Below are 15,378 nucleotides of genomic sequence, written 5' to 3'. Positions count from 1 at the left end.
GCTATTTATATTTGAGTTTCAATAAAATGGATTATGGGTAAATAATTTGGGCGCTAATTTAGTAACTAAGGGGAAGAAATATTTAAAAAGCTGAAGACACTGTTTGCATTTATCTTGAATTTGTTTGTGTCGTAGTATGCTGTACCCATTTTTCCGACAGAAATCTCAACGATTTAAGATAGGTTTTTAGTTTAATATTCCATCATCTTGGCTGAACCCAACGTTTTAGCGACATTTCTACTCTTTGGCTGTCTACGGTTATCCGGACATAGATTGGAACTGTATCGTCTTTGGTTTTATTAACCCGAATAATAAACTGTATTCCGAAGGTGTTTTTTGAAATCATAACTCATTTAATTTAAGTTGTTTTAAAGCGATTTAATCGCTCTTGAAGAGAACAGCACGAAACAGTTCACCCAAATGATTCCAAAACAGTGCAAATGAGTACAAAAATGGGAGGAGTCTAATTCTCAGCAACCCTGTTATTTAAAGGAGTTTGCATCGTTCTGGTGACCTAAAAGTAGGTTTTAATTTGGTTCACCGTTTAGGTCTCATTTTATTTGAAATAACTTAAATTAGTTTAAATTACAAAAAATAGAAAAGGCTGTAAATCATACGATTTACAGCCTTTTGATATGGATTGACAACATAGTTGTCGGGGTGGCAGGATTCGAACCTGCGGCCTCCTGCTCCCAAAGCAGGCGCGATAACCGAGCTACGCTACACCCCGAAAGCGAGTGCAAATATAAAACTAATTTTGGGTTTGACAAGAGATAATATAAAATGAATGTTATTATTTTTAAATAGTAAAAAGGGATTGTTTTTTGACCTAAAAATTTAATAAAAAACATACATTTGTAGCTTTAAAAAAGCTAAAAAATACATTATGTCTATTACAATCGAAAAAATTAAATGCCTTATTATAGGTTCTGGCCCAGCAGGTTATACAGCTGCCATTTATGCTGCAAGAGCTAATATGAATCCGGTTTTATACCAAGGAATGCAACCTGGCGGGCAACTGACGACCACTAACGAGGTAGAAAATTTCCCAGGTTATGTTGATGGAGTTTCAGGTCCAGAAATGATGGTTCAATTGCAAGCTCAAGCGGAACGTTTTGGTGCTGATATTCGTGATGGCTGGGCAACCAAGGTTGATTTTAGCGGTGATGTGCATAAAGTGTGGATTAATGACACCATCGAATTGCATTGTGAAACCGTAATTATTTCAACTGGTGCATCGGCTAAATATCTAGGATTGCCATCAGAACAACATTATTTAAAAATGGGTGGCGGAGTTTCGGCTTGTGCGGTTTGCGACGGGTTTTTCTACAGAAACCAAGATGTTGTAATTGTAGGTGCGGGAGACTCCGCTTGCGAAGAAGCTCATTACTTGTCTAAATTATGTTCAAAAGTCACGATGCTCGTTCGAAGCGAGAAGTTCAGGGCTTCAAAAATTATGGAAGCTCGCGTTCGCAAAACCGAAAATATTACAATTTTAATGAACCACGATACCGTTGAGGTTCTAGGAGACGGTCAAGTAGTTACTGGCGTGAAAGCAAAAAATAAAACTACGGGAGCTATTTTTGATATTCCTGCCACCGGTTTCTTTGCAGCCATTGGACACAAACCTAATACGGATATTTTCAAGGACTTTCTAACTCTTGATGAAACGGGATATATTATCAATGTTCCAGGAACTTCAAAAACAGCTGTCGAAGGAGTTTTTGTGGCTGGTGATGCTGCTGACCATGTTTACCGTCAGGCGATTACTGCTGCTGGGACAGGATGTATGGCAGCTCTGGATGCCGAAAGATATTTGGCTTCAAAAGAATAATTCAAAATAAAAGAAGTCTCAATGTAATGATTGAGACTTCTTTGTTTGTGTTTATTTTGTTGGTTTCTTAATCAAGATCGCAGAATCAATAAATCGTTTGATTTCGATTTTAGGGTTACCATAGATTTTGATTTCTGAATTTCCCGAAACATCAATATTTAGATTTCTATTGACATTGACACTGCCACTTGAAAAGCTTTCGGCAATTAATTCGGCATTTTTTAAAACAAGATTGTTTGCTGTGAAATCAGCATTATTATCGAGGCGAATAATGGCATTAGTCACATCGCCTTCCAGATTTGCTTTCGATTTTTGGTACAAATCACACTTTAGATCTATGGCGTTAATCAAAGCTTTTAAAGAAGCATTTTTACTCAATTCGATGGTTGCGTTTTCAGATTTTAAGTTCAATTCCGTTTTCGATTTCCCGTCTGAATACAAGATGAAATTTCTTGAATTAACGTTTAAATTTAATTTAGAATTATCGAAAGTTTTAAATGTAATGTCATCCAATTGAATTTCCTGAATGGCATTTATAACAGATTCGTTTTTAGATATCACCAGATTCAAATCCTTTGTATAGGTAATTCGCACGATTAGTTTTTTGTAATTTATAGCTTCTTTTGATGTATTTATTCGAAGCGTATTCGAGCTTGAATCTATGACAATAATACTTTGAAGATTGTCGTCAGCTTCGATTTTTAATTCGCTTTTTTCGCCTCTATCCAGAAACACTTCAATATTATCGCCCACTTCGAGCGCATCAAAATTGTTAATTTTCTTTTGTTCAATGGTGACAATTTTGGATCCTTTTACCTTTTCTTTTTTTTGCGCTAATGCAACTGTGGAAATTAATAGAATTAGAAGTAGAGAAGTGTATTTTTTCATTTTTGGTTGAATTAAGTATTATACAAATATAGAAAAATCATCCACTTTTGATGAATGATTTCCCTGATTTTTGGTAAATTAAATTCTTATTCTTGTTCGACGCTTCCGCCAGAACTTGTTCTTTTTTCTATTCTTTTTGGCGTGACATTATAGTTTATGTCTCCACCACTCGAAGCTTTCGCATCCAAATTTACAATTGGATGTACATTTATCGAACCCCCACTCGATGCTTTGGCAATCACCTCATTGACCAACAAATCTTTGGCATCAATAGTACTTCCACTAGAAGAATTTGTCTCCAATTTCAATGCTTTTCCATCAATATTTATGGAGCTTCCGCTGCTTGCTTTGCAATAAATGGCATCAAATTCGAGACTCAAATTAACATCAGCTGCGCTCGATGCTTTTAAATCAATGTTTTCACCTTTTAAGGTATTCCTGCTTTTAATAGTAGAAGCACTTGAAGCTTGTAATCCATTAATTATTGGCATTTTTACGATAACTTTTCTAGATTCAACATCGATTAAAGAACTGTATTTACAGGCGATGATTAGGACTCCATTTTCTACTTTTGTAGTAATCTCATTTTGTAAATTGTCATCGGCTTCTACAATAATTTCGGTTTTTCCGGACTGTTCCACCTCAAGATCAATAGCGTTGCTAACTTCAATGCTCTTGAAACTTCCTTGTACCATTCGATTTTCTGAGGTCACGTGACCACTTCCTGTTATTGATTTCAAATCTCTTGAAAAGATACAAGAAGAAAAAAATAAAGCAATCAACGTAACAATAATAAATTTTGTAATAATCGTGATGACTTTTATCATGGCTAATTGGTTTTGATTATAACTCCGTTTTCATCAATACTTAAACTGCTTGAATTAGTTCTTGTTTCAATTATATTTTTTCCGTTTATTTTTAAAATAACTTCTTTTATGGTGTCATTTTCGTTGCCATCCTCAAGGTCATTGTATTCGTTTTCAGGACAATTTTGGCATTTTATTTTATTGCTTTTGACTTTGTAAACTGCGTCTGTGTAATCAGGATTCCATAAAAAATAGTTTCCATCTGTACGGTCATAATTTGCCATTGATTTGTCAATTCTTAAAATAGTTTCTTGTGGCAAAAATAATGTAATTTCTATTTCTTGGTCTCGAAATTTATTTTTCAAATCCGTCAATAGATAATTATCAAAAATTAATTGGTTTCCAATGATTTTGTAACCGTATTTTATTTGTTCGGCCCTTTGTTTTGCTTCGGACATAGTTTTTCCATTTGCCTCTTTTTCAATTTTTATATAAGGTAACTTCGCCTCTGTTTTTTCTATTTTAAAGCTTATATTGTTCGAATAGATTACATCTGTTTTAGTAGAATCTTGGGTTAATTTGAAATCAGTATGTTCCTCTACATTTTTAGCAAAATAATCATTGTGCTTGAATTTGATATAAAGGGTGTCAGTTGGTTTCAGGTTAAGATTTTCTTTTTGAACCACTCTTCCATCAATTGCAAAGGCTGATGCTTGCTTTATTCCAATGGCAATTGCTAATGAAACCGATATTAACCAAACAGCGAGCAAGGTATATTTCGCAATAGTTCCAATTGATTTCATATTTGGCGACAATAGTTTGAAACCCAATATAGCTAAGAAAAAGAAAGGAATTCCAACCGCAAAAAACATCAATAATCCAAAAGTCCAAACGGGATAATCTGTAAAATTACCTGCTTCAATAAAGTCTTGCCACGGCACACTAATAAAAGATGATGAGCCCAAAGTGAATACACCAATGAATAAGGCAACAAGTGTTATTAACCCTGTCATTATCAAAATTACTCCAAGAAATTTAGAAAAAGCTCTCAAAACCGCAATGATGAAATCACCAAAATAACTTCCTATTTTTTCAGCTCCCGTTTTTATCTGATTGCCATATTTGTCATAATCTACATTTTTTAGTTTTTCGGAAACGGTATCAAATTCTTCACGAACCTTTTTTTCTATGTTCGAAATAGTTACTGGTTCCCCAGTCATTTCTAGTTTTTGGGCAGTTGTTTTAGCTTCTGGTATTACAATCCAAAGAATTATATAGGCTAAGAAACCTGTTCCTCCAGCAAAAAGTAATATCAAAATAAAAATTCGTAACCAAACTTTATCTATTCCAAAATAATATCCCAAACCGGCAAGAACACCACCAATCATCCCGTGTTCTGTATCTCGATACAGTTTTCTTGTTTTTGAAGAAGAATAATTTGTTGAAGGATTTTCCGTTCCTTCTTCATCAATTCTATAATCTTCGGGTTGACCCATTACCGTAATAACTTCATCAACGTCTTTCATCGCCACAACATGTTTCTCCGATTTTTGTTTTTCAGTCAACAATTCAGAAACACGCATTTCAATGTCTTTTATGATTTCGTCTTGTCCAGAAGAATTAGATAACGAACGTTTTATGGCATCAAAATACCGTGTTAACTTTTGATATGCATCTTCATCAATATGGAAGAACATTCCGCCTAAGTTTATGTTTACAGTTTTGTTCATGACTATTTTTTTTGTTTTGTGATTAGGTTTACGGCATCGGACAATTCAGTCCAGGTACCATTTAATTCGTTTAAAAATGCGTGTCCAATTTCGGTCAGGCCATAATATTTTCTTGGCGGACCTGATAAAGATTCTTCCCAACGATAGTTGAGTAATCCGTCATTTTTTAATCGGGTGAGCAACGGATAAACCGTTCCTTCCACAACCAGTAATTTTGCGGTTTTCAAGGTGTCCAATATTTCCGATGTATATGCTTCTTTATCTTTTAATACAGACAAGATACAAAACTCGAGAACACCTTTACGCATTTGGGCTTTTGTATTTTCAATGTTCATGATTCTCTCTTTGTTTTTTGTATTTAATTAAACTGTTCATTTATTGATTGATGATTTTTTATTGCGAGGCACGAAGCAATCTTTTAATTGTAATGCCTAGTTTATTGAGCTTTATCCAGCTTTCCGTTGCAATCTTTTTATTTTTTAAAGAAAAAAAATAAAAAGGATTTTCACTTCAATCTGGGCTATTTTATATAGTATCGACCCGTTTTATTTTATAAATTTAATGGTCAACGGATAGTTGTATTTTTCTCCATTCGATGTTTTTACCGCGGCATAAATGATCAAGAAGAATTCCGTAACCTTCAAACCAATAAAAGTGAAAATTGCAATTAATGCCACAATTATAATTCCACTTATGTTCTCTAAACTCAAATGATCAACAAAAAAGTCATGGTCTTTTAGTATTGCGTCGAAAGAAATGTTGCTAAAAACTGTAAGTATAAAAATAGGGATTGCAATCATGGCAAGAACTAATGAATATAATAACAAACTCAATTGAAAATTAAGTACTTGTTTCCCATTATAATCTATAAATTCTGATTCCTCTTTTTTTGAACTCCAGATCAATATTGGAAAAATATAATTCCCAAACGGAAAAAAAATACTGACTTAAAGTGCTCAAATGAATGAAGGTTGCTGTGTTATTCTGACTTGTTGTTTCCATGATGTAAAAATATATAGTAATTTCTTATGCAAATATATATCTATTAGACGGTATCTTGTATTGCATAGTATTATATATTAACAAAAATTTAACGTTTTTATTAGGCTAAATATTTAATGTTTTTTTTTAAAATCTCATAGAATAATGTGTTTAAGTAGAATTTTATAAATAATAGTAGTGTCTAAAACTTATTATTTTTTTTGTTATTTTTACAAAAAAAATATAAATAATGAAAATTTCAGTTTCTAGTTTAAATAAATTCCTGCTCTTCAAACTCCCATCCGCATTTATTTGTGGTGTTAGGGTGAAACAAATGGATGAAGAAAAGTGTACAGTAACAGTCAAACATCGCTGGATTAACCAAAACCCATACAAATCTATGTATTGGGTCGTTCAAGGCATGGCCGCAGAGCTAGCTACAGGCGCTTTGGTTATGCTTCAAATTCAAAAAAGTGGTAAAAAAATATCGATGTTGGTAGCCAACAATAAAAGTAACTTTAGTAAAAAAGCTACAGGGAGAATAACTTTTGTTTGTAATGACGGCCTATTAGCACAACAATCCATTCAAGAAGCAATTGCAACAGGAGAAGGTCAAGCGTTTTGGATGAAATCTATTGGAACGAATGAAAAAGGAGAAAAAGTTTCCGAAATGGATTTTGAATGGACCGTCAAGATGAAAATGGAATAAGGAGGAATTCTGCTTCAAATAAAAAAAGCTTCGTTAATTAAACGAAGCTTTTTTAATATTAAGGTATAGTGAATTAATAATTATTTAGAAGCCTGCAAGCTAACCTTAAGTTCAAATTTAAAATCTATTAAATAATTGAATCTGTACAAATTTATACAAACAAAAACGTGTTAGTCTTAAAATTATATTAAATTTTCCGCAAATAAAAAACTTCTTTTTTCTACCCCAAATATTAAATTGTAGCCCTCAAATAAAAACAGTGACAATTTGACATTTTTAAAGATTTGGCAGTACTTTTGCAATCTAAACGAAAGTATAAAAATGAAGTTTAAGAATATTTTTAAAAATAATACGAGAATGACTACTGAAAACACTATAAATGAAGAAATTGTTGATCAAGCCCCAATTGATAACAATGAAAATAATTCCGATACCTTAGACTCCACTATTGAAGAGAAAGTAGAAGAAATAACAAGAGAAGAGCAATTGTCTCAAGATTTAGTTTCCGAAAGAGATAAATTTCTTCGTCTATTTGCTGAATTTGAAAACTACAAACGAAGAACTACAAAAGAGCGTATCGAGCTGTTTAAAACTGCAAACCAAGAAGTTTTGTCTGCCATGCTTCCAGTTTTGGATGATTTTGACAGAGCATTGACCGAAATCAAAAAAACCGATGACAATATTTTAATTCAGGGTGTTGAGCTCATTCAAGAAAAGCTAAAAAACACTTTGGTTTCAAAAGGCTTAGAAGAAGTAGACATAAAAGCGGGAGACACTTTCGATGCTGATTTTGCCGAAGCAATTACTCAAATTCCTGCTCCATCTGCCAAGATGAAAGGAAAAATTGTAGATGTAATAGAAAAAGGATACAAATTAGGCGATAAAATCATTCGTTTTCCAAAGGTTGTAATTGGAAATTAAATCCTAAATCAAAAAATGAAAAAAGATTTTTACGAAATACTAGGCATTAGTAAAAGTGCAGATGCTGCCGAAATAAAAAAAGCATACAGAAAAAAAGCGCTCGAATTTCATCCTGACAAAAATCCTGGAAATGCTGCTGCAGAAGAGAAATTTAAATTGGCTGCCGAAGCTTATGAAATATTAAGTGATTCTAATAAAAAAGCAAAATATGATCAATACGGTCATCAAGCTTTTGATAATGGTGGCGGTGGCGGTCACGGAGGTTTTGGTGGTGGCGGAATGAATATGGATGATATTTTCAGTCAATTTGGAGATATTTTTGGCGGAGGATTCGGCGGAGGTAGTTTTAGAGGTGGCGGATCACGTCGTGTGAAAGGAAGTAATCTTCGCATAAAAGTGAAGCTGACTCTCGAAGAAATTGCCAATGGCGTCGAGAAAAAAGTAAAAGTAAAAAGAAAAGTCCAAGCTCCCGGAGTATCCTATAAAACGTGTTCTACCTGTAACGGTCAAGGTCAAGTAATGCGAGTAACAAACACCATTTTAGGCCGTATGCAATCCGCTTCAACATGTCCTACTTGTGGAGGTTCAGGTCAAATATTGGACAGAAAACCAGCAGATGCAGACTCGCAAGGAATGATTCTTGAAGACGAAACAGTTGCTATAAAAATTCCTGCAGGTGTGGTTGATGGAATGCAATTGAAAGTTTCCAACAAAGGAAATGACGCCCCTGGAAATAGTGTTCCCGGTGATTTAATTGTTGCCATCGAAGAAATTGAACATGAGTTTCTGAAACGTGAAGGCGAGAATTTACATTACGATTTGTATATTAGTTTTGCCGAAGCAGTTCTCGGAATATCAAAAGACATCGAAGCTATAAACGGAAAAGTGAGAATTAAACTCGAAGAAGGAATTCAATCCGGTAAAATCCTAAGATTAAAAGGAAAAGGAATTCCTAATATCAACGGTTATGGAACAGGAGATTTGTTAGTTCACGTAAATGTTTGGACACCTAAAATACTTAACAAAGACCAAAAACAATTTTTTGAAAAAAATATTGCCGATGAGAATTTCATTCCAAATCCTGAAAAAGGCGACAAATCCTTTTTTGAGAAAGTCAAAGATATGTTCTCATAATTTTTAATTATGTGAATTTTTCCCATCCTTGTGAAAATAGGGGTGGGTTTTTTTGTTTTATTTAACAGCTTATTAGCGCTATTTTCCTATTTTTACAGACCCGAGATCATAAGGCCAAACAGATGAAATAAATCATAAATTAGAATGGGTAATATACTTGAAGTTAAAAACGTTTTCAAAAAATATGGTGATTATGTGGCGCTTAACGAAGTTTCACTTACGGTTCCAAAAGGAAGTATTTATGGACTTCTGGGGCCAAATGGAGCTGGTAAAACATCACTAATCCGAATTATCAATCAAATCACAATGCCCGATAGCGGCGAAATCATCCTTGATGGCGAAAAATTAAGCCCAAATCACATTCAACACATTGGCTATTTGCCAGAAGAACGAGGATTGTACAAATCTATGAAGGTAGGCGAACAATGCTTGTATTTAGCTCAAATGAAAGGACTATCTAAAGCCGAAGCAAAAAAGCAATTAGAATATTGGTTCGAAAGATTGGGAATTCAAGGTTGGTGGAACAAGAAAATTCAGGAACTTTCAAAGGGAATGGCGCAGAAAGTACAATTCGTAGTTTGCGTTTTGCATAAACCAAAATTATTGATTTTCGACGAGCCTTTTTCAGGATTTGATCCTGTAAATGCCAATATAATCAAGGATGAAATCCTCGAATTAAGAAACCAAGGTTCTACCATAATCTTCTCCACGCACCGGATGGAAAGTGTCGAAGAATTGTGCGACCACATTGCATTAATTCATAAATCGAATAAACTAATTGAAGGAAGATTAAATGATATTAAACGTAAATTTAGAACCAATAGTTTTGAAGTAGGTATTTTGTCTGATAACATTGAAGGGTTGATGTACGATATCACACAGAAATTTAAAGTGGGTCAAACTAATTTTAAATCATTAAACAATGAATTAAAATTAGAAATTCAGCTAGGAAATGCAACCCCAAATGAACTATTGAATGTTCTTGTACAAAGAGGTCAAGTCACTCATTTTATGGAAAAAATTCCAAGTGTAACCGATATTTTCATTCAAGCAGTTAGCGAAAAGTAATTATTCTATGACTCTAAACTTATAACCCTTTTTAATGAGCATCATATCACTAATAATACAAAGAGAATTTGTCGCTAAAGTGCGCAATAAATCATTTATAGTAATGACTTTCTTGAGTCCGTTACTTTTTGTGGGAATTGCTGCTTTTGTAGGCTATTTGAGTACGATGAAAGCGGATACAAAACGAGTTGCTATTCACGACGAAAGCGGTTTGTTTATTAATGAATTTAAAGCCCTGAACAGCAAAGATGGAGAATATGTTTACCAAGATTTATCATCAATTGACGTCAAATCTTTAAAGGATAGCATCACAAAAGAGAGCTTCGAAGGATTGCTTTATATCCCAAAAGTGGCAAGCGCAAAGGAATTAGAAAATAAAATTCAGTTCATATCAAACGAAAGTCCAAGTATTTCATTCATAGAAAGCGTGCAAGGAATAATTGCAAAAAAACTTACCCACGATAATTTTGAAAAAGCCAAATTAGACACGTTAGCAATTAAAAATGCCCAAGCTAAAGTTAGCATAAGCCTTGCAAAAGCTTCTGGGGAAGAAAGTCTAAAAGGACTCAACGAAATCAAAATTGCTATTGGTGGCGCATTTGGCTATCTCATTATGATGTTTATCATTATTTACGGAAATATGGTAATGCGTAGCGTTATCGAAGAAAAAACGAATCGCATTGTCGAAATCATTATTTCCTCGGTAAAACCGTTCCAATTAATGATGGGGAAAATCATAGGAACATCATTAGCAGGATTGCTACAATTCTTTATTTGGGCAATTCTTGGATTGATATTTATGTTTGCCGCTTCCGCTTTTTTAGAAATTGATGCTAGTCCAGCAGCTAAACTTCCACCAGATGTGATTCAAGCCGCACATCAAGAATTTGCAGGAACCGCACAAATGTACATTAAGGAATTATGGGGATTGCCCATCGCTACAATTCTGATATGTTTCGTGATATATTTCATAGGAGGCTATTTTTTATACAGCTCGTTTTATGCTTCAATTGGAGCCGCAGTTGATAGTGAAACCGACTCGCAACAGTTTCTTTTGCCAATAATAATGCCATTAGTTTTGGCAGTTTACATTGGGTTTTTTACCGTTATGAACGATCCACACGGCACAGTCGCTACTGTATTTTCGATGATTCCACTTACGTCTCCCATTGTCATGTTGATGCGAATTCCGTTTGGCGTACCTTGGTGGCAGTTGGCCATTTCCATCACCTTGCTTTTTGCAACCTTCTTTTTCGTGGTTTGGTTTGCATCAAAAATATATCGAGTAGGAATATTAATGTACGGCAAAAAACCAACTTGGAAAGAATTATACAAATGGTTGAAATATTAAATAATCAAAAATGAGCAAGATACTTATAATAGAAGACGAAGCCGCCATTCGAAGAGTACTCACAAAAATACTTTCCGAAGAAAGTGACACCTATATTGTAGAAGATGCCGAAGATGGAGTTCAAGGTTTGGAAAAAATAAAAAACAACGATTACGATCTTGTGCTGTGTGACATCAAAATGCCAAAAATGGACGGAGTAGAAGTGCTTGAAGCTGTCAAAAAAATAAAACCCGAAATCCCAATGGTTATGATTTCCGGTCATGGAGACATGGAAACTGCCATTCAAACGATGCGTTTGGGTGCTTTTGACTACATCTCGAAACCGCCTGATTTAAATCGATTATTGAATACCGTTCGTAATGCTTTGGACAAAAAACAACTCGTTGTTGAGAATAAATTTCTCAAGAAAAAAGTTAGCAAAAATTATGAAATGATTGGCGAAAGCGAACCCATAAATCATATCAAATTGATGATTGAAAAAGTCGCTCAAACTGAAGCCAGAGTTTTGATTACGGGACCCAACGGAACCGGAAAAGAACTAGTTGCTCATCAATTGCACGAAAAAAGTCAAAGAGCTATTTTTCCTTTAATCGAGGTAAATTGTGCTGCAATTCCTAGTGAATTGATCGAAAGTGAATTGTTTGGTCACGTAAAAGGCGCATTTACATCGGCGGTGAAAGATCGTGCCGGTAAATTTGAAGCTGCTGATAAAGGAACTATTTTCTTGGATGAAATTGGCGATATGAGTCTTTCGGCTCAAGCCAAAGTGTTACGTGCTTTACAGGAAAGTGTGATTACTCGCGTTGGTGCAGATAAAGACATCAAAGTCGATGTTCGCGTGATTGCCGCCACTAATAAAGACTTAAAAAAAGAAATTACCGAAGGTAGGTTCCGGGAGGATTTGTATCATCGATTGGCAGTGATTCTGATTAATGTTCCTTCGTTGAATGAAAGACGAAATGATATTCCAATACTGATTTCACATTTTGCCGAAAAAATTGCTACAGAACAAGGAAATGTGATCAAACATTTCTCGGCAGCAGCAGTCAAATTGTTGCAAGAATACGATTGGACAGGAAACATCCGCGAATTGCGTAATGTGGTTGAACGATTAATTATCCTTGGTGGAAACGAAATTTCTGAGAATGATGTACAGCTATTTGCATCTAAGTAGACCAGCTAATAACCAAAAGGCATTAGTTTTAGAATAATGTCGATGAATTTAAATTTCACTAATGGCTTATGCCTTTTGCCAAATTACTAAATAATGAAACTAAAAAAAATAAACGAAAATCTTCAACAAGCACTTATTGAAAACGGTCTGACCGAAGCTAATGAAATGCAACAAGAAACATTTTCGACACTAAAAAGTGGCGCCGATTGTATTATAATTGCTCCACAAGGAAGTGGAAAAACGACAACCATTGTGCTAAATGTAATTCAAAAATTAACAGGTGCAAATGAGGAATCACCTCGTGCCTTGATTATTGTTGAAGACAAAACCAAGGTTTTAGAAATGGAAACACTTTTCGAAAAATATGGAAAGCATTCTAATTTAGAAGTTTATGGTGTTCATGACAAAGGCGATATGGAATACGATAAGAATTATATTTCGACCGGAATCGACGTTTTGATTGGTACGCCAAACAAATTGGGTGAAATGTTTACCACGGCAGGTTTTAACATAAACCGATTGCGTATGTTTATTCTTGATGATGCCGATCCCATTTTGAAACTGCGTCACGAAACCAAAATCATGCGTATTTCGAATAGTATTACCAAGACACAACGCATTATTTTTTCGGATGTTTACACAGAAAGAATAGAAATTCTTGCCGAAAAAATGCTCGTCGAGCCTTTTGAATTCGATTTTGAGGAAGACGAAGAAATAGAAGAATAAATTTAAAAATAAAATAGTATGGGATTGATGAAAGTGTTTTCGGGAAGTGAAATTTTGGCGCTAGCCTTACAACAAAAAATAGAAGAAATATCTGTGAATACTGTAATTAGAAACAATAATCAATCCAATGTTTTGCCAAGTATATCAAGTACAAAACCAGTTGAATTGTTTATTCAAGAAACAGATTTCTCAAAAGCAAATGAAGTGATTGAAGAATTTAGGTTGAGTTTATAAGAATTTAGCAACATATCACAAAGTAAATCGAAAACTTTTTGGATTGAATAACTTGGGTCAGTAAAATTTATTTTATTCTTAAAATGGATGGAGAGATTCTTATTTCTTTGAACTTTTATCCTTTTTTTTACTATTTATAATCAATTCTTTTTCTGGAATAGCTGTTATAAAACTTATTTTTTGTAATAATGTTACTAAAGTAATTTCTCTTCTTTTTACAATTGATGAAAAATTTTCTGAGTTGTTTCCATTCACAAATAAATGATTGAGATCATTTAGCGATTCAAATCGCAATGCGTTTTTTGCCAAATAGTTTAATAAGAGAAACTCTGGTTCCTCCAGATTTACTATCAATTTTTTTGTATTAGTACTTACCCGTTTCTTTTATTAAAGCGATTCCGTTAAAGGGTAGTAATCTATACTCTTTGTTTTTATTAAAAAAGATTGCAATTCCTAATACCAAAAAAGTTTTTCCTTATATGGAATAACTTACATAATGCCATAATTTATCAGGATATCCAGTATGATTGTATTTTGTTTTTCTTGGAGGTTTCCTTTGTAAAGGATAGAATCCTTAAGAATTAATATTGACAAGGTGGGTTTTGCGTCTTGAAATAAAACGCAATTCTCATCAAACTGAATGTCTTGAGCTTCGATTTTATTGACGAAAAGTAAAAGAATACAAAAGAATAGAAACCTAATCATAAAATTATTTTGCTTTAAATAATTGTACCCAACGGGTTATATTAATCAATATAAAGTCTTAATAGTTTTAAGGAAATTCGATTTTTTTTATTTAAAGATTAGTTACAAAGGGTATTATAATAAACCCATATCTTTGACTATAGCAATAAGGTGTGCCGAATTCTTTGCATTAAATGAAATTCTAAGTTTATTAATGTTTTTCTCTATACTACTTTCGCCAAAGGGTTTTATTTTCAATTTTTTGAAGTCTTTTGAGATTTCATCTAATCTATAGCCAAAAGACACTAATTTTAGAAGGGAATGGTCATACTCTGTAATATTAACTGAATACTTATGGTATAATAGTGCTTCAAATTCTGATACAGGTTTAATTTTCTCAACAAAAGTAGCTTGAATCGCCTTCTCTAATTCAATCAGGCTGTTTCTTCCTTTGTAAACAAAGGCGTTGATGTTATAATTATTAAAAAGGGACTGTATTCTATATGTTTTTACTTCTTCTGAGAATACAATTATTTTAATATCTGGTTGTATTTTTTTTATTGCCGATATTAATTCCTCACCTGAATTCAATTTAGAATTTCTGTAATCATCTTTGAAGTTCAAACTGCTAATTAATAATTTATAGGGTTTATTATCATAAATTGCTTTTTTAATTTTCAAAAAAGCATCATCGCAACATTTAGCCTCATTAGTCTCAAAAAAATTATTTTTGTTAAGAGTTTGCTGAACTGATAAACTGATGCAGTCAAAATAATCTGCTATTAAAACTTTATTATTCATAATTATTGGGGATTAATTATAGTTTTTTTTCAAAATTTTCAAGTCTTTTGGATAGTCATTTTATTATTTCAAATTTCAAAAAAATTATCTAAAGCTTATAAAATAACATGCGAAAATGTACTTTCTTGTATTTTAAATAATATAAAAATGTAACTATTAACCCGTTGGGTGTAATTATTAAAAACGTCTATTCGATTGTTTTTTGTGCAGTAAAACGGAACAAAAAATGTATCGAGAATCGTTTTTAACGAAATTTTTCTTGTTCTCGATACGATTTTCATACAAAAACTAATCACACCGACTAAAAATTCCCATTAAAAACTAATTACACCCAACG

The 15,378-nt window shown here is 33.3% G+C and carries 18 protein-coding genes and 1 tRNA gene; 9 read left to right on the top strand and 10 right to left on the bottom strand.

Features of this window, described 5'->3' with window-relative positions:
• Positions 1-202 precede the first annotated feature (202 nt).
• Positions 203-346 (bottom strand): Arm DNA-binding domain-containing protein, encoded by a 144-nt coding sequence (locus AABM59_RS08895; protein WP_338408614.1) that lies wholly within the window; start codon positions 344-346, stop codon positions 203-205.
• Between the two features lie 309 nt (positions 347-655).
• Positions 656-730: transfer RNA gene (locus AABM59_RS08890), tRNA-Pro, on the bottom strand.
• Between the two features lie 156 nt (positions 731-886).
• Here AABM59_RS08890 and trxB point away from each other — a divergent pair.
• Positions 887-1,834, top strand: coding sequence for a thioredoxin-disulfide reductase (gene trxB, locus AABM59_RS08885; protein ID WP_338408613.1), 948 nt, complete (start codon positions 887-889; stop codon positions 1,832-1,834).
• A gap of 51 nt (positions 1,835-1,885) precedes the next feature.
• Here the strand turns inward: trxB and AABM59_RS08880 are convergent, their stop codons facing one another.
• From AABM59_RS08880 to AABM59_RS08860, 5 genes are all read right to left on the bottom strand, one after another.
• Positions 1,886-2,722, bottom strand: coding sequence for a DUF2807 domain-containing protein (locus AABM59_RS08880; protein WP_338408612.1), 837 nt, complete (start codon positions 2,720-2,722; stop codon positions 1,886-1,888).
• An 86-nt stretch (positions 2,723-2,808) separates the two neighbouring features.
• Positions 2,809-3,549 carry a head GIN domain-containing protein gene (locus AABM59_RS08875; RefSeq protein WP_338408611.1) on the bottom strand — a complete coding sequence of 247 codons (741 nt, stop codon included), beginning with the start codon at positions 3,547-3,549 and terminating at the stop codon, positions 2,809-2,811.
• A gap of 2 nt (positions 3,550-3,551) precedes the next feature.
• Complete coding sequence (locus tag AABM59_RS08870; RefSeq protein ID WP_338408610.1) at positions 3,552-5,258, bottom strand: PspC domain-containing protein; 1,707 nt, start codon at positions 5,256-5,258, stop codon at positions 3,552-3,554.
• Positions 5,259-5,260: 2 nt separating this feature from the next.
• The gene (locus AABM59_RS08865) at positions 5,261-5,593 is read right to left on the bottom strand and encodes a PadR family transcriptional regulator (RefSeq protein ID WP_338408609.1); all 333 of its coding nucleotides are present in this window, start codon (positions 5,591-5,593) and stop codon (positions 5,261-5,263) included.
• A 210-nt stretch (positions 5,594-5,803) separates the two neighbouring features.
• Entirely contained in the window at positions 5,804-6,163 is a 360-nt protein-coding gene (locus tag AABM59_RS08860) for a DUF4870 domain-containing protein (protein WP_338408608.1), read from the bottom strand.
• 326 nt (positions 6,164-6,489) lie between these two features.
• Between AABM59_RS08860 and AABM59_RS08855 the strand changes: the two genes are divergently transcribed.
• From AABM59_RS08855 to AABM59_RS08820, 8 genes are all read left to right on the top strand, one after another.
• Entirely contained in the window at positions 6,490-6,948 is a 459-nt protein-coding gene (locus tag AABM59_RS08855; RefSeq protein WP_338408607.1) for a DUF4442 domain-containing protein, read from the top strand.
• A 321-nt stretch (positions 6,949-7,269) separates the two neighbouring features.
• A complete protein-coding gene (locus tag AABM59_RS08850; RefSeq protein ID WP_338408606.1) occupies positions 7,270-7,869 on the top strand; it encodes a nucleotide exchange factor GrpE in 600 nt (199 codons plus the stop codon).
• A 15-nt stretch (positions 7,870-7,884) separates the two neighbouring features.
• Positions 7,885-9,003 carry a molecular chaperone DnaJ gene (dnaJ, locus tag AABM59_RS08845; protein WP_338408605.1) on the top strand — a complete coding sequence of 373 codons (1,119 nt, stop codon included), beginning with the start codon at positions 7,885-7,887 and terminating at the stop codon, positions 9,001-9,003.
• A gap of 144 nt (positions 9,004-9,147) precedes the next feature.
• Positions 9,148-10,071, top strand: a complete 924-nt coding sequence (locus tag AABM59_RS08840) for an ATP-binding cassette domain-containing protein (protein WP_338408604.1) — start codon at positions 9,148-9,150, stop codon at positions 10,069-10,071.
• 34 nt (positions 10,072-10,105) lie between these two features.
• Positions 10,106-11,422, top strand: a complete 1,317-nt coding sequence (locus AABM59_RS08835) for an ABC transporter permease (protein WP_338408603.1) — start codon at positions 10,106-10,108, stop codon at positions 11,420-11,422.
• Between the two features lie 10 nt (positions 11,423-11,432).
• Positions 11,433-12,596: a sigma-54 dependent transcriptional regulator gene (locus tag AABM59_RS08830; protein ID WP_338408602.1), complete on the top strand. Its 1,164-nt coding sequence runs from the start codon at positions 11,433-11,435 to the stop codon at positions 12,594-12,596.
• A gap of 93 nt (positions 12,597-12,689) precedes the next feature.
• A complete protein-coding gene (locus AABM59_RS08825) occupies positions 12,690-13,322 on the top strand; it encodes a DEAD/DEAH box helicase (RefSeq protein ID WP_338408601.1) in 633 nt (210 codons plus the stop codon).
• A gap of 18 nt (positions 13,323-13,340) precedes the next feature.
• Positions 13,341-13,556 (top strand): DUF2007 domain-containing protein, encoded by a 216-nt coding sequence (locus AABM59_RS08820; RefSeq protein ID WP_338408600.1) that lies wholly within the window; start codon positions 13,341-13,343, stop codon positions 13,554-13,556.
• 99 nt (positions 13,557-13,655) lie between these two features.
• On the opposite strand, the gene AABM59_RS08815 is transcribed toward AABM59_RS08820, so the two are convergent.
• The 3 genes from AABM59_RS08815 to AABM59_RS08805 all read right to left on the bottom strand — a co-directional run bounded on the left by AABM59_RS08815 (position 13,656) and on the right by AABM59_RS08805 (position 15,041).
• Entirely contained in the window at positions 13,656-13,865 is a 210-nt protein-coding gene (locus AABM59_RS08815) for a hypothetical protein (RefSeq protein WP_338408599.1), read from the bottom strand.
• A 180-nt stretch (positions 13,866-14,045) separates the two neighbouring features.
• Positions 14,046-14,261, bottom strand: coding sequence for a hypothetical protein (locus tag AABM59_RS08810; protein ID WP_338408598.1), 216 nt, complete (start codon positions 14,259-14,261; stop codon positions 14,046-14,048).
• 114 nt (positions 14,262-14,375) lie between these two features.
• The gene (locus AABM59_RS08805; protein WP_338408597.1) at positions 14,376-15,041 is read right to left on the bottom strand and encodes a response regulator; all 666 of its coding nucleotides are present in this window, start codon (positions 15,039-15,041) and stop codon (positions 14,376-14,378) included.
• Positions 15,042-15,378 lie beyond the last annotated feature (337 nt).

It is taken from the genome of uncultured Flavobacterium sp., assembly GCF_963925185.1.
Lineage (GTDB): Bacteria > Bacteroidota > Bacteroidia > Flavobacteriales > Flavobacteriaceae > Flavobacterium.
Note: the sequence above shows the minus strand (reverse complement) of the source record. Positions and strands in the feature narration are given on the sequence as shown.

Excerpts from the sequence above, each read along its gene's own strand:
- AABM59_RS08865 (WP_338408609.1), bottom strand. The coding sequence starts at position 5,593 with ATGAACATTGAAAATACAAAAGCCCAAATGCGTAAAGGTGTTCTCGAG.
- AABM59_RS08855 (WP_338408607.1), top strand. The coding sequence starts at position 6,490 with ATGAAAATTTCAGTTTCTAGTTTAAATAAATTCCTGCTCTTCAAACTC.
- AABM59_RS08830 (WP_338408602.1), top strand. The coding sequence starts at position 11,433 with ATGAGCAAGATACTTATAATAGAAGACGAAGCCGCCATTCGAAGAGTA.
- AABM59_RS08835 (WP_338408603.1), top strand. The coding sequence starts at position 10,106 with ATGAGCATCATATCACTAATAATACAAAGAGAATTTGTCGCTAAAGTG.
- AABM59_RS08880 (WP_338408612.1), bottom strand. The coding sequence starts at position 2,722 with ATGAAAAAATACACTTCTCTACTTCTAATTCTATTAATTTCCACAGTT.
- AABM59_RS08805 (WP_338408597.1), bottom strand. The coding sequence starts at position 15,041 with ATGAATAATAAAGTTTTAATAGCAGATTATTTTGACTGCATCAGTTTA.
- AABM59_RS08850 (WP_338408606.1), top strand. The coding sequence starts at position 7,270 with ATGAAGTTTAAGAATATTTTTAAAAATAATACGAGAATGACTACTGAA.
- AABM59_RS08825 (WP_338408601.1), top strand. The coding sequence starts at position 12,690 with ATGAAACTAAAAAAAATAAACGAAAATCTTCAACAAGCACTTATTGAA.
- dnaJ (WP_338408605.1), top strand. The coding sequence starts at position 7,885 with ATGAAAAAAGATTTTTACGAAATACTAGGCATTAGTAAAAGTGCAGAT.
- AABM59_RS08840 (WP_338408604.1), top strand. The coding sequence starts at position 9,148 with ATGGGTAATATACTTGAAGTTAAAAACGTTTTCAAAAAATATGGTGAT.
- AABM59_RS08870 (WP_338408610.1), bottom strand. The coding sequence starts at position 5,258 with ATGAACAAAACTGTAAACATAAACTTAGGCGGAATGTTCTTCCATATT.
- AABM59_RS08895 (WP_338408614.1), bottom strand. The coding sequence starts at position 346 with ATGATTTCAAAAAACACCTTCGGAATACAGTTTATTATTCGGGTTAAT.
- AABM59_RS08810 (WP_338408598.1), bottom strand. The coding sequence starts at position 14,261 with ATGATTAGGTTTCTATTCTTTTGTATTCTTTTACTTTTCGTCAATAAA.
- trxB (WP_338408613.1), top strand. The coding sequence starts at position 887 with ATGTCTATTACAATCGAAAAAATTAAATGCCTTATTATAGGTTCTGGC.
- AABM59_RS08820 (WP_338408600.1), top strand. The coding sequence starts at position 13,341 with ATGGGATTGATGAAAGTGTTTTCGGGAAGTGAAATTTTGGCGCTAGCC.
- AABM59_RS08875 (WP_338408611.1), bottom strand. The coding sequence starts at position 3,549 with ATGATAAAAGTCATCACGATTATTACAAAATTTATTATTGTTACGTTG.